This window comes from Sedimentitalea nanhaiensis DSM 24252, assembly GCF_000473225.1.
Lineage (GTDB): Bacteria > Pseudomonadota > Alphaproteobacteria > Rhodobacterales > Rhodobacteraceae > Sedimentitalea > Sedimentitalea nanhaiensis.
In genome coordinates, this window is record NZ_KI421509.1 from 791910 (window position 1) to 805029 (window position 13120).

General features: G+C 58.1%; 11 protein-coding genes, 1 tRNA gene and 2 pseudogenes. 8 read left to right on the forward strand and 6 right to left on the reverse strand.

Translation table 11 applies throughout. The annotated features are described in order from the left end of the window. Window positions 1–53: 53 nt before the first annotated feature. Window positions 54–209 (reverse strand): hypothetical protein, encoded by a 156-nt coding sequence (locus NANH_RS28395; RefSeq protein WP_154665562.1) that lies wholly within the window; start codon window positions 207–209, stop codon window positions 54–56. Between the two features lie 240 nt (window positions 210–449). Then, a complete protein-coding gene (gene rpiA / locus NANH_RS0105510) occupies window positions 450–1238 on the reverse strand; it encodes a ribose-5-phosphate isomerase RpiA (protein ID WP_027261124.1) in 789 nt (262 codons plus the stop codon). A 190-nt stretch (window positions 1239–1428) separates the two neighbouring features. Here rpiA and NANH_RS0105515 point away from each other — a divergent pair, with 190 nt between their 5' ends. The 4 genes from NANH_RS0105515 to NANH_RS0105530 all read left to right on the forward strand — a co-directional run bounded on the left by NANH_RS0105515 (window position 1429) and on the right by NANH_RS0105530 (window position 5359). Further along, on the forward strand, window positions 1429–2205 hold the full coding sequence (locus tag NANH_RS0105515; RefSeq protein ID WP_027261125.1) for a methyltransferase domain-containing protein: 777 nt from the start codon (window positions 1429–1431) through the stop codon (window positions 2203–2205). Window positions 2206–2292: 87 nt separating this feature from the next. Then, complete coding sequence (locus tag NANH_RS0105520; protein ID WP_027261126.1) at window positions 2293–3000, forward strand: glutathione S-transferase family protein; 708 nt, start codon at window positions 2293–2295, stop codon at window positions 2998–3000. Further along, window positions 3001–4374, forward strand: coding sequence for an L-serine ammonia-lyase (locus NANH_RS0105525; RefSeq protein WP_027261127.1), 1374 nt, complete (start codon window positions 3001–3003; stop codon window positions 4372–4374). A 61-nt stretch (window positions 4375–4435) separates the two neighbouring features. After that, the gene (locus NANH_RS0105530; RefSeq protein ID WP_027261128.1) at window positions 4436–5359 is read left to right on the forward strand and encodes a DMT family transporter; all 924 of its coding nucleotides are present in this window, start codon (window positions 4436–4438) and stop codon (window positions 5357–5359) included. Here the strand turns inward: NANH_RS0105530 and NANH_RS0105535 are convergent. Then, window positions 5313–5996: a thiamine diphosphokinase gene (locus NANH_RS0105535; protein WP_027261129.1), complete on the reverse strand. Its 684-nt coding sequence runs from the start codon at window positions 5994–5996 to the stop codon at window positions 5313–5315. The genes NANH_RS0105530 and NANH_RS0105535 overlap by 47 nt on opposite strands. A 138-nt stretch (window positions 5997–6134) precedes the next feature. Here NANH_RS0105535 and NANH_RS29045 point away from each other — a divergent pair, with 138 nt between their 5' ends. The 3 genes and pseudogenes from NANH_RS29045 to NANH_RS25580 all read left to right on the forward strand — a co-directional run. After that, a complete protein-coding gene (locus NANH_RS29045) occupies window positions 6135–8771 on the forward strand; it encodes a hypothetical protein (RefSeq protein ID WP_175543435.1) in 2637 nt (878 codons plus the stop codon). 65 nt (window positions 8772–8836) lie between these two features. Continuing rightward, window positions 8837–9964 (forward strand): annotated as a pseudogene (locus tag NANH_RS0105550) (IS3 family transposase). 42 nt (window positions 9965–10006) lie between these two features. Next, window positions 10007–10402, forward strand: a pseudogene (locus tag NANH_RS25580) (integrase core domain-containing protein); the annotation flags it as partial. A 305-nt stretch (window positions 10403–10707) separates the two neighbouring features. Here NANH_RS25580 and NANH_RS0105565 read toward each other — a convergent pair. Continuing rightward, a tRNA-Gly gene (locus NANH_RS0105565) sits at window positions 10708–10781 on the reverse strand. A gap of 61 nt (window positions 10782–10842) precedes the next feature. Beyond that, complete coding sequence (locus NANH_RS28405) at window positions 10843–11010, reverse strand: hypothetical protein (protein WP_154665563.1); 168 nt, start codon at window positions 11008–11010, stop codon at window positions 10843–10845. A gap of 380 nt (window positions 11011–11390) precedes the next feature. Here NANH_RS28405 and NANH_RS27370 point away from each other — a divergent pair, with 380 nt between their 5' ends. Beyond that, complete coding sequence (locus tag NANH_RS27370; protein WP_081710429.1) at window positions 11391–11873, forward strand: ATP-binding protein; 483 nt, start codon at window positions 11391–11393, stop codon at window positions 11871–11873. A gap of 246 nt (window positions 11874–12119) precedes the next feature. On the opposite strand, the gene NANH_RS0105585 is transcribed toward NANH_RS27370, so the two are convergent. Further along, window positions 12120–13115, reverse strand: coding sequence for a C45 family autoproteolytic acyltransferase/hydolase (locus NANH_RS0105585; RefSeq protein ID WP_027261134.1), 996 nt, complete (start codon window positions 13113–13115; stop codon window positions 12120–12122). Window positions 13116–13120: the final 5 nt, after the last annotated feature.

Here is a 13120-nt window from a genome sequence, read left to right on the forward strand (position 1 = left end):
AAACCAGAGGTCGGCCCAGAAAAAGCCGCCCAATATTTGCAGACGCCTGGCCGTCAGAAATTGGCGTCGCCGGTCAGCGCAAAGTCCAGCACCGGTTGTTCGACCCCCCGGCCCTCTTTCGCGTCGTCGAACCGATGCGTCTCGCCACCCCTTGCATCTTTCTGCCCGGATGAACGCCGGAACGGCTCTGCCAGAGCGACCTCGTCCATATGCGCCCCATGATCGTTTTCGGTGCGCCCTGTATTCGCGAACTCAAAACTGCCCTCGCGGGCGGAGCGCTGGCGCTTTCACTGACTTGCTATGACGAGATGCAAGCGCGGGCCGGCTTTCATTTCATGACGGTGCCCTGTTGTTCACAATGCCGTTGCTTGGCGATCTGAAGACGGGGCTCCCGGGCAGTGCCGCTGACGGCCATTGCGTCCGTCACACCGCCGATGGACACATCGGGATCACTTGGCGATGTCGGTGAACAGGTTGTCGCGATCCGGCAAATCCAGCTGTTCGCGTACAATTGTGCCTTTGGTAAGATCGCGCAGTTCCAGCCGACCGTCATCATAGCCGATCACAACCGTATCACAGATATCGATAAACAACCCGTTTTCGACCACCCCGGGGATCTGGTTCAGGGCCTGGGCCAATTGTTGCGCGTCGCCGATGCGTTTGAGGTCCAGATCCAGGATGTAATTGCCCTCGTCGGTGACAAAAGGTGACTCACTGGCCATTCGCAACGCTGTATCATGACCCTGCACGTCCATCGAGATCAGCAGTTCCTCGATCAGCTTGCGCGTCGCCTGCCAGCCAAAAGGGATGATCTCGACCGGCAGCGGAAATGCGCCCAGGGTCTCGACATGCTTGCCGGCATCGGCGATCACGATCATGCGATCCGACGCCATGGCCACAATCTTTTCCTGTAACAGCGCTCCGCCGCCGCCCTTGATCAGGTTCAGGTCGTTGTCGAATTCATCCGCCCCGTCGATGGTCAGATCCAGCCATCCCGCCTGTTCCAAAGTGATCACCTCTATCCCTTCGGCTCGGGCCAGATCGGCAGTGCGGGTCGAGGTCGGAACGCCACGAATCTTCAACCCCTCGTCACGCACCATCTCGCCCAACCGACGCACCAGGAACGCCGCCGTGCTGCCGGTTCCCAATCCAACCCGCATGCCATTCTCGACAAGATCAGCTGCGCGGCGGGCGGAAACGTACTTGGCCTTGTCGGCGGGGGTCATATCGGCGGACATCAACGGCACTCCTGTTTGGTTTGCGGCCTTATAGGACGGACCGGTCCAGGGCGCGAGAGACGAAATGAAGCCGCACACCATGCCCTGGTCAGGTGGGAAACGACCATCGAGATGGGCTGATACGGTCGGTATATCACACGGAAATTCATATTTCTTCGCTGTTGTGATACACTGACTGCTGAGGTGCACCATGCTAAAGTTCGATGCTGCAACCGCCCAAATCCTGGAAGAGGGATATCAGGGTGCAGATGTTTCGCGACGGCGCCGGGCCAGTTTCGACGCCCTGTCCCCGTGCGGGGGCGAGCGGATTCTTGACCTTGGCTGCGGCAACGGCTTGATGACTTTGGAGCTGGCCCGCGCGGTCGGCTCGCGGGGGCATGTCACTGGCGTTGATCCCAGCCCCGACATGATGGCAGTGGCGCGCACGCGGTGTGAAGGGCGAGACAACGTGACCTTGCTTCAGGGAGCTGCCGCGGATCTTCCCCTGAAATCCGATCAGTTCGACAAGGCCATCGTGCTGCAGGTCATGGAGTATTTCGACGATCGCACCCCGTGTTTGCATGAACTGCACCGGGTTCTCCGTCCCGGCGGGCGGCTGGTGATCGGCGACATACATTGGGACACGCTGGCCTGGCACAGCTCCGATATGGATCGCATGACGCGCATGATCGATGTCTGGGACGCTCATCTGGCGGAACGGCGGCTTCCTGCGCTGCTTCCGAGCGAATTGCGCACCTGCGGATTCGCGGTGGACCATCTTCACCCGGAATCTCTGTGCGACATCACCCTGCGTCCGGATGGCCTGGCGCGGATGATGATGATTCTGATACGCAATTATGCCATATCCAGCGGCGGCATACCCGAGTCCGAGGCCCGCGCCTGGTTTCAGGAACAGCAGGATCTGGCCCGGTCTGGACAGTTCTTCTTTGCGATCACACATTTTGTCGTCACGGCGACCGCCAGATAGGCGCCACCGCCAGCTATTGGCCGATTTCGAGCTGTTTGCGTCGCTTTGGGGCTGCCGGGCCGGTCGTCAGATGCCTATGGTCTCGCCATGACCATGCCGTATCGCTTGCATTATGCGCCCGACAACGCCTCGCTGATCATCCGATTGGCGCTGGAAGAGATGGGTTTGGCCTATGCCACTGTGCTGGTCGACCGGGCAGCAAAGGCACAGCGCAGCCCGGCCTATCTGAAACTCAATCCCAACGGCCTGATCCCGGTACTCGAAACACCGCAGGGGCCACTGTTTGAAACCGGCGCGATCCTGCTGTGGCTGTCGGACGCGCACGGTTCCCTCGCCCCGGCACCGCAAGACGCAGATCGAGCGGACTATCTGAAGTGGCTATTCTGGGTGTCCAACACGCTGCACACGGATCTGCGCATGACCTTTTATCCGGGCGTCTATGTCGGCCCCGATCCGCCCGCCCAATCCGCGTTGTCGGACACAGTGCAGAAACGTCTGCGGGTGCATCTGTCCAATCTGGACAGCGTCGCGCGACAGACGCCGCGCTGGCTGAGCGGTACGACCCCGACCGGGCTGTGCTATTATATCGCCTGCCTGCTGCGCTGGATGGCGCTTTATCCGCAAGTGACGGATCGCAATTGGTTCGATCTGAGTGCAACGCCGCACCTTCACGGATTGCTGGCCGCTTTAGAGACCCGTTCTGCAACCCAGGCGGCCGCAGTTTCCGAGGGCCTTGGCCCCACGCCCTTTACATCGCCTCGTTACGCAAACCCTTCACACGGAAGTGCGACCTGAATGTTTCTCTCTGTCTTTGACATGTTCAAGATCGGAATCGGCCCGTCATCGTCCCACACCATGGGACCGATGGTGGCCGCCGCGCGGTTTCTGGATCAGATGCGCGCCGCGCCGTTCCACTTTGCCGGGGTGCGGGCCTCGCTGCACGGCAGTCTGGCCTTTACAGGCGTTGGCCATGCCACCGACCGCGCCACCATCCTGGGATTGGCCGGGTTCACGCCCGAACGCTATGACGCCGACGATGCGGCCCGTACCCTGGCGGACATCAAATCGACACACACCCTGACGCCCGCTGGCCTGGGCACGCTGGCGTTCAATCCGACAACCGATCTGGTGTTCGATTACGACCGCACCCTGCCAGGCCATGCCAACGGCATGATCCTGATGGCAACCGACGCCCAGGGCGATATCACCCTGCAACAGGTTTTCTATTCGATCGGTGGCGGCTTTGTCATGACCGAAGAAGAGTTGGCCGCAGGCAAGGCAACAGACGAAGGCCCGCCTGTGCCCTACCCGTTCAAATCGGCAGCCGAAATGTTGGAGATGGCAAAAGCAAGCGGTAAAACCATCGCCGCGATGAAGCGAGCCAACGAAATCGCGCGTGGTGGCGCTGTCAATCTGTCCAGGGGCACCGCCCGGCTGTGGCAGGTGATGAACGATTGCATCGACAGGGGCCTGTCCACCGATGGCATCCTGCCCGGCGGATTGATGGTCAAGCGTCGCGCCAAGGCGATCCATGATGCGCTGCTGGCCGAACGTGGCATGAACCTGACGGCACCGCACACCATCAACGACTGGATGAGCGTTTATGCGATGGCGGTAAACGAAGAGAATGCCGCCGGCGGTCAGGTCGTCACCGCCCCCACCAATGGGGCCGCCGGAGTGCTTCCGGCGACCTTGCGCTATTATCTGGATCACGTGCCCGGTGCCAGTACGGCACATATCGAAGATTTCCTGCTGACCGCAGCCGCAATTGGCGGACTGGTCAAGTTCAACGCCTCGATCTCGGGGGCCGAGGCCGGCTGTCAGGCCGAAGTCGGATCCGCCGCCGCAATGTCTGCTGCCGGCCTTTGCGCGGTGATGGGCGGATCTCCCGAACAGGTGGAAAACGCCGCCGAGATTGCTCTGGAACATCACCTGGGCATGACCTGCGATCCGGTCAGGGGGCTGGTCCAGGTGCCGTGCATCGAACGCAATGGCTTGGGCGCGATCAAAGCCATCAGCGCCGCCAGCCTGGCACTGCGCGGCGACGGTACGCATCTGGTGCCACTGGACGCCTGCATCGAAACCATGCGTCAGACAGGTGCAGATATGAGCGAGAAATACAAGGAAACATCGCTGGGCGGGCTGGCCGTGAACATCCCGAACTGCTGAGATCAGCGTTCACGCCTGGCGGGGGCATTGCATTCCGGCACTCCGCTGCTAGCGTGCGCTCATGTCGAAGGATCGGCCCGTTTTGGGCATCGCTCTCATGTTTGGGTTCTGCGTTGTCGCGCCTATGGGCGACGCGATGGCCAAGGTATTGGGCCAGTCGATCCCGCTGGGACAGTTGATACTGGCGCGCTTTGCTCTGCAGGCGCTGATCCTGATTCCGATCGTTTTTGCCGCCGGGCGCGTGTGGCGGATGTGCGGGCGGATCCTGCGCCTGGCCTTTCTGCGCACCCTGCTGCATATCGGCGGGATCGGCACCATGTTCACGGCGCTGAAATACCTGCCGCTGGCGGATGCGGTGGCCATCGCCTTTGTTATGCCCTTCATCCTGCTGGTGTTGGGGCGGTTCGTGCTCAACGAAGAGGTCGGAACTCGCAGGATGATGGCCTGTCTGGTCGGTTTCATCGGCACGCTCCTGGTGATCCAACCCAGTTTCTATGCCATTGGGTGGCCGGCGCTCTGGCCGATTGCCGTTGCCTTTATCTTTGCGTTTTTTATCCTGGTCACACGACAGCTGGCCCGCGATACGGACCCCATCGGCCTGCAGGCAGTCAGTGGAGTAATGGCCACGGCACTGTTGTTGCCGCTTGTGCTGGCGGGCGATGTCATGGGGTGGCCGTTGCTGACGCTGGTTGTGCCGGACACCCGGGATTGGGTCCTGTTGCTGGCGATTGGCGTGCTTGGCACGGGTGCACATCTGATGATGACCTGGTCCTTGCGGTTCGCGCCTGCTGCCACTTTGGCGCCGATGCAATATCTGGAAATACCGGTGGCCACAGCCATCGGATGGCTGATTTTTCGCGATCTTCCCAACACCATGGCAAGCGTCGGTATCTGCATCACCATCGCTGCCGGGCTTTACGTGGTGTTGCGTGAACGGGCTATGGCGCGGCAGGCACGGAAACCGTCTTTGCAATCGCCTGCATGACATGGCGCAAAACGCTACGCGGTACGATCCCCAGCATCCCCGGCCCCTCCATTCGCAGGGACACCGGGCCAAGTGCACGGTTCGAGGTTCCGATCTGCCCGTCCGGGGCCATAGTCAATCCATCGATCGGCCATTCCAAACCGCTTGATCGTCCTGTTACCGGTGCCATCGGGTACAACGAAACCACATCACCGGGAGCCAGATCCAGATCCAGTTTTTCCGGAATGTGAAACACCAACTCATGCACCCCGATCAGGATACAGGGCCGGTCGGCATGGCGCACCAGCACATTGAATGCCGCCAGCTGGTGATCTACGCGCCCCCCCAGAAACCCGACGGCAAGCACAACAGGGGCCGAGATGCTGCGCAGGGCCTTGTCGAAATCGGTACTGGCCTGCTCGTGAATTACGAACTGCCTGTCTTGGGGAATCCGCGCCCGCTCGGTTGGCGCGATGCTGTCGAAATCGCCGATGACCGCAAAGGGCATATGGCCCGCGTCCAACACGTTCGCCGCGCCGCCATCGGCGGCAACCATCTCCGGTGCAAGACCCAGGGCCAACTCGATATCTTCGGCACCCACATCGCCACCCCCAACAAGGGTCACGGGATTTTTGGAAAAAACCAATGTATTTTTCATTCGGCCATTAATGGCTTGTTTGGAAAGTAAGCACAATCTGGCTGGTAAAGGATGCTGCCTTTGCCCGGGAATCGGGCCTCCCCTGGGCCTGCGGGCCATGTCAGCAGTGTCATGCAACGATGTGAGGACCTGCATCCCGTGGTACAAAGCAACAAGATCCTGACCGTTTCTTACGGCACGTTTTCCTGCACCCTCGAAGGGTTCGATGATTCTTTCGGCACAATGAAAGCGATTGCCGAGTATTTCCGCGACCTCGCATCCGACGATCGCTATTTTGGCGCTGAGCCGCCGGTTCCGGATGCCGAAATGATGACTCGAATTGCGCAGCATGAGATTTCGCGCAAGGTAGAGGCACACAATGAGGACGGGCGTGGCATCGTATTGCGGGTCCGTGACCTTGATCCGGTGGCCCCCTCTGGCTCTGAAGGGGCCGTCCACCAAAGAGCCGACGAACCTGCAGCAACAATAGAGATCCAAGACCAAAGCCGCCCTGCAAGTCCAGAGCCAGTCTTTGAAATACAGCATCCGGAATTGGTGGACGACGCGCAAGTTCCGAACGAAACGGGTGCAATGCCTGAGCTGTCGTCCGGCTCACCATCCTCATCAGACAGACCGGAAAGTGCGTGCGACTCAATTGAGTCCCCTGAAATAGAGGACTTCGCAGCCGATATGGCGGCCTCGCTCGTGGATGCAAAGGACGATACCCAACCGTCCCGGATGGACACACCAGATGGGACGGTTGCATGCGATGCGCCCGATACCCGGGCCAACGATGGTTTCGTTTCAGATGGCTCCGACTTTGGTGCTGACGTCACCTCGGCTGAACCACAAAGACGCACGGAAACGGAAGTCACCGAAATTGGCCCTTCGAACCCCGAAATTTCGGATTCAGATCAGGTTTGCATTCCGGCCGACGATCCAATCGCCGCTGCGACAACGCAATCGGATATGCCTCTCGCGACCAATGATGCCGCGCCTGAACCGCATGTTTGCGTGGCAGACAGGTTCGAACGGGACAGCAATGAAGTCGAAACAACAGACGAATCTTGGGAGGACAGTTCCTACCCCTTCGACACACCAGAGATCGAAAGAACTCCCCCTCCGGTCCAAGTTGATGCCCCCCCAACCGAGACCCGATTCAACGTGTCAGGGCTTGGCGACACAATTGCCGCTAAACTGCAACGGATCCGTGCCGTGGTATCGCGCCATGAAGTTGCTGCGCAAGGCAACAACGCATCCCGCGAATTGACCGAAGACGAACCCGCGGACGCCTTTGTCACCAAAGTCGCCGATGAGATGACCGAAGCACTGAATGCCGATGCGGACAACTTGCTGGGCAGCGTCCTGAAACGCCTCGAAGTCAAGGACGTGCCAGAAAAATCTCTGCGGACGGACGCCGTTGATACAAAAGCCCTGCAGGGACCTGTGTCCGGTGACCCTAATCCGGAAGAGGAAATCCGGCTTGACGCTGACGCCGAGTGGGGTGAATTGCCCGATGAAACTGCCGACTTCGATGAGCGATTTGAGGACGCAAACCTTGCGGAAAAAGACAGCTTCCAAGCATCTCTGAAAGCGTTGGAGGGTCATACCGACTCAGACAATACGGGTCGGTCCAGGCCGGACCCCGATCTGGCCTTGGAACCCGAAACAGAAATGATGCTTAGCATTCTGGACTCTGCATCTGAATCGAGCGCCGAGACGCCTCCGTCAGAGGCTGACCACATCTGTCCTATCCACGATGACATGAATTCCGCCAAGTCGGAAATGATCGAGACAGCGTCACGAACCCAGGGCCTTCAGCTTGAACAACTGCCGCTCAAAAACGGCCCGCGTGTTCTCAAGGTGAAACGTTCCGAACTTGAAAACGCTCTTGCCGCCGGAGAACTGGAGGAACTCGGCCAGGACACACCTCGTCCGAAATTCCATTGCAACATAGAACAGACGGCGAGGGAAAGCGTCGGCTCTTCAACGTCAAAAGATGTAAATCCCTCAGAGAAACCGGACAGCGCAGAGCCCTTACTTCACCGGCCCATCGAAACGGAGCCACAACCACTTCCCATGAACGAGCAAGAGTTGCAGCGCCTGATGGGCACGACGGATCAGAAAATGACGGACGACGAGACGACAGTTGCGCACGCGAGCTACGGTCACGCACGCGCCGTTGCTTCGACCGTTCTGAAAGGCAATCCGCAGCAGCAACGCCCCATTGACGACGTGGACGATTCTGCGTTTCGCGAAGACCTCGAACGGATCATCCGTCCGCGCAGACCGGTGGCCCGGGAAATCGGTCCCGACCGGCCGAGCACCGAACCACGTCCGGGACCTCTGAAGCTGGTGGCCGAGCAACGTATCGATTGCGATATCCAGGGTGGCCCGGTTCGCCCGAGACGCATCCCGGCTGAGGCTATGGAAGACGTTTCCAATCAGCACACATGCAATGAGTCTTTTGTCGAGTTCGCAACCGGAATGGGTGCAACAGGCTTGCCCGAGCTTCTCGAAGCGGCTGCGGCCTACATGTCCTTTGTTGAAGGACGGGCTCAGTTTTCACGACCACAATTAATGACCAAAGTACGTCAAATCAGTTCGACCAGTTTTAATCGAGAGGACGGATTACGTTCATTTGGTCTCTTGCTGCGGCAGGGCAAGATCCAAAAAACCGGTGGAGGCCGCTTTGCTGCATCGAGCGAAATAGGATTTCGGCGAGATGGCGACGGTGCCGTCGAGATTACTGGCAATGATGGCCGCCCCCGTTTCCAGTCATCAAGACGGGCGTAAATTGGACCTGTCGCGGTTTGATGCCGCTCCTTTGATAGCATTTATTGCGACAAAGGAGACTGACTATGGGACTGAACCGAACGGACGAATTCCGAGCAGATGCGGTGCATATTGCGCTGACCAGCGGGCTAACGCGCAAGCAGGTTGCTGACGATCTGGGTGTTGGCGTATCGACGTTGAACAAATGGATCACATTACATCGAGACACGGACGTAGTTTCGAAAGAAGATTTGGACCTCGCCAGAGAAAATGAGCGGCTTCGACGTGAAGTCCGGCTTCTCAAGGAGGAGAGGGAGATTCTAAAAAGGCCACCCAGTTCTTTGCGGGCCTAAAGCAATGAGATTTAGGTTTGTCGAAGAACACACGCCAGCTTCCCAGCCAACCGCTTGTGCGATGTCGTTGGCGTCAGCACACGTGGATTACCGGCATTCCGCAACCGCCCGACCAGTCGGCGGCAGCGGTCTGATCTGGTCACGTTGGCACACATCAAAGAACAATCGCGTCTCAGCCTGGGTAGCTATGGCAGACCAAGGATGACCGAAGAGCTGAAGGAGATTGGGCTGGATGTCGGCCATCGCCGTGTGGGCAGATTGATGCGCCAGAACGGCATATCAGTCATCAGAACGCACAAACACAAGGTGACAACGGACAGCGACCACAAGTTCAGTATTGCGCCCAATCTACTGGATCGTAACTTTATTGCAGATGTCCCGAACCAGAAATGGGCGGGCGACATCAGTTATGTCTGGACCAAAGAAGGCTGGCTCTATCTGGCCGTGATCTTGGACCTTCACTCACGCCGTGTCATCGGCTGGGCCGTCAGCAATCGCATGAAGCGGGACCTGGAGATCCGGGCGTTGAACATGGCCATTGCGTTCCGTGCGCCGCCCAGGGGCTGCATCCATCACACGGACCGCGGCAGCCAATACTGTTCCCACGACTACCAGAAGATCCTGCGTCAGCATGGCTTCGAGGTATCGATGAGTGGAAAAGGCAATTGTTACGACAACGCTGCCGTCGAAACCTTCTTCAAGACCATCAAGGCCGAGCTGATCTGGCGACGGTCGTGGGAAACAAGGCGGCAAGCCGCGATCGCGATCTTCGAATACATCAACGGCTTCTACAATCCGCGTCGACGGCACTCAGCATTGGGTTGGAAAAGCCCGGTCGCCTTCGAACGGAACGTGGCTTAAACGAGCACTTGGGGCAGCACAAAAGCGCGACACGTCCAGTGTGATCAAGTCCACGTCGTTCACAAACCGCGTCTACTCAGTGACAATGGGTCCAGCTACGTCTCAGGCGACTAGGCAGAACGGTTACACGACAAAGGTATGAAGCACTCGCGCGGTGCGCCATATCATCCACAAACGCAAGGCAAGATCGAACGCTGGCATCAGACCCTGAAGAACCGCATCTTGCTGGAAAACTACTTCCTGCCGGGAGACCTCGAAGCCTGGATCGAAGCCTTCGTCGACCACTACAATCATCAGCGCTACCACGAGAGCATCAACAACGTCACACCCGCTGACGTCTACTTCGGGCGTGACAACGCCATTCTAAAGCAAAGGGAAAGGATCAAACGAAAGACGCTCGAAACGCGGCGCTTGCATCACCGCCAGCACGCCGCATAATCAAACCAACAAGATGAGCCAAACGCTCTCTTAATTTAGACCACCATTGGTCCAAAAAACCTGACGACGGACAATGGTCACGGGGCGCCATGGGGCGCTAGATGAACTTTTCCCCAAGCCCCTTGCTCACGTCCTGAGGCCAGCGTCTGCGGAACCGCTTGCGACCACCTGCCAGTTCGTCAATGTGCTTCAACTTCATCACCACCGCCATTTCGATTTGTCCTGTTTGCGTCCAATAATGTGTCTCGGAACACAGGCGCAAACCCCCGATAGCTAACGATTTATGGGTGATCAATCGTTGTCGGTGGAGCGGGTGAAGGGAATCGAACCCTCGTCACTTGCTTGGGAAGCAAATGCTCTACCATTGAGCTACACCCGCAACGCTCCCTAGGTATCACTGCTGAAGGCTTATCGGCAAGGCCAAAAGGTGCAGGTTATTGCTAGGCTGTGCCCGCGATACACTCATACATCTTGGCTTCATCGTCCATCCCGTTCGATTGCAACTCGTTCAACGCTGCGCCGAATACATAGCGGTAGGGAAGCTCAACCGGCCCTGACTTTGTGACAATCTCCTCGGCTTCGGTCGCTTGTTCACCATGTGTTTCCATCGTTTTCCTAAACATAGCGGAGGACCACTTCAGCGGGGGAGGATCAAGATTGCGGGCACTGGCAGATCAGTATTCGGTGGAACGCATCGAAGCCGCATGTGATCGGGCGATAACCGTTGGCAAGCGTAGCGCCGCCAAAGTGGAGAGCATTCTGGATTCGGGCTTGGATCGCCTGCAAGCTGAGCCCACCGAACTGTCCGAGCCACCAATACCAGCCTCGAACGTCCATGGTCCATCCTATTTTGCGCCGCGACTTGATACTCAGCGCGGGGAGGACGGCGATGTCTAATGCGCAGATTTTTGAGCTATTGCACGAGATACGGCTGGCTGGGTTTCGCGATGAGCTGGAGCACCAGCTTCAGTATCCATAATACTCCGACATGCCTATACCGGATCGTATCCTGCGCATGTTGCAGACCGAAACTGAGCGGCGATATCAAAATAAGATCGTTCGCCTGATGAAAGCATCGCAATTCAAGGGCTTGGCCGCCCCGGATGATATCGACTTTCGGAATGGCAGAAATCTCAACAAGGCAGCGCTCATCTCCCTACTGAAATGCGACTGGATTACTCGCAAGCAGAACCTGATAATTTCCGGCGCGTCGGGCACCGGCAAGACATGGCTTGCCTGCGCGTTGGGGGTTTGCAAAGCGCGTCTCGGGCCATGTGCCGAGTTTGGCGCGCGTCGTTTTTCCGTACACGTCCCTCTGGGGGTAGAATATTATGCGGGTCTTACCTGTGAACATGCCGAAACCCTTGATCTCGGTGTCCCAGAGTTTCGCGTTTGGAGAGGTGTTTTTGCAGGCGGTTTCGGTAAGCTTCAAACGTTCAGTTGGCACCTTCGCTGTCCCATTTTACAATGAAATGGAAGGCAGCACATTTCAACGCGGCATAACACGCCGGGACAACGTTTTCACTTTATACAGTAAATCCAACCGCTTTTGGCAGTTCTCAAACAGGCCGGTACTGAATTTCTATGTTTGGAAAGCTGCTGCTCTATCATTGAGCTACACCTGCGATACGCGGATCGATCCCACCACAATTTCTGCCGCTTCAAGCCAATTCCGTCTGCTGGCACGGCTCAAAGGCGATCTTTCCGTCTCATAGGGTCACGCTGGATGGGGCTGCGAACGGTCGTTTGCGATCGGGATGTGCAGGTTGCGGCTGCTTTCCTGAAAATCTGTCATCGACATGGGCCAGACAGTTCCGGGCCAGCGGATTTCCATTTCCAGCTTTCTGGGGCGATAAACCGCCGTATAGAGCGTTCCGAACCCGGCGGAGAACGCTGTCGAATAAAGCGGTGGCTTTAAAAACGCCTCGATGAACTTTTCCTGCGGGTCGCGATGCAGGGTGAGGCGGTGCAACAGAAACCGTTCGCGTTCGACGGTAGCTGTGAACCGGGCATGGCTGACCCATTCAACCGCTTCCTGATGGTTCGTTGCAACCGCGGCATGGGTCATCACCGCAGCCCGATCCGGTGCCATCATCGCGGTCAGATAGTTGCGTTTTCGGTCCAACACAGTAACATTATAACTCATATGCGTGGGAATGCGTCCCAGTGCTTCCTGTGCCTCGGCGGTGGTCGAACAGGTCTGCAACACATAGCGCAGGATCAACGGCACACCGAACCCTTCGCCCACCACACGCCGACCGCCAAATGTCAGCGACAATGCCAATCCGGCGGCGTTCATCCCGTCCACGAGTCCCCACAGCCCGTCACTGGTGCCGATGACCCGGCGACCCTGCCAGTTGGTATTCAAAACCAGACTGTCGAACGCATTTGGATTGTAGTCGTAATTGCGTACAAGGACCGGCTCTTTACCGGTCCAGATCGCCTGTGAACATCCTGAAAGATAAGGCGGTGGGCAATAGAAACTCAGAAACCGCGCGGCCTGGTCGCCACCGCCCGCGAGTTCGCAGAGCTGATCGTACAAGGGGACGATCTCGGGCATGTGTTCCTGCAAGGCGCGACGGCTTTCCAGGTAAGGTGCGCGCATGGCGTCGCCCTCGCCCAGCCACCAGCGGCGGTAGTGTGGCCAGTATTCCTGAAACAACCCGGCCCATTTCGGGCCGGGCGTATCCTCGTTCAGGGCGCGCCATAACATTGTGG

Coding starts and splice junctions, on each gene's coding strand:
- NANH_RS27370 (WP_081710429.1), top strand. CDS start 11,391: ATGCCTATACCGGATCGTATCCTGCGCATGTTGCAGACCGAAACTGAG.
- NANH_RS0105515 (WP_027261125.1), top strand. CDS start 1,429: ATGCTAAAGTTCGATGCTGCAACCGCCCAAATCCTGGAAGAGGGATAT.
- NANH_RS0105530 (WP_027261128.1), top strand. CDS start 4,436: ATGTCGAAGGATCGGCCCGTTTTGGGCATCGCTCTCATGTTTGGGTTC.
- NANH_RS0105535 (WP_027261129.1), bottom strand. CDS start 5,996: ATGAAAAATACATTGGTTTTTTCCAAAAATCCCGTGACCCTTGTTGGG.
- NANH_RS0105585 (WP_027261134.1), bottom strand. CDS start 13,115: ATGTTATGGCGCGCCCTGAACGAGGATACGCCCGGCCCGAAATGGGCC.
- NANH_RS28405 (WP_154665563.1), bottom strand. CDS start 11,010: ATGGAAACACATGGTGAACAAGCGACCGAAGCCGAGGAGATTGTCACA.
- NANH_RS0105525 (WP_027261127.1), top strand. CDS start 3,001: ATGTTTCTCTCTGTCTTTGACATGTTCAAGATCGGAATCGGCCCGTCA.
- rpiA (WP_027261124.1), bottom strand. CDS start 1,238: ATGTCCGCCGATATGACCCCCGCCGACAAGGCCAAGTACGTTTCCGCC.
- NANH_RS28395 (WP_154665562.1), bottom strand. CDS start 209: ATGGACGAGGTCGCTCTGGCAGAGCCGTTCCGGCGTTCATCCGGGCAG.
- NANH_RS0105520 (WP_027261126.1), top strand. CDS start 2,293: ATGACCATGCCGTATCGCTTGCATTATGCGCCCGACAACGCCTCGCTG.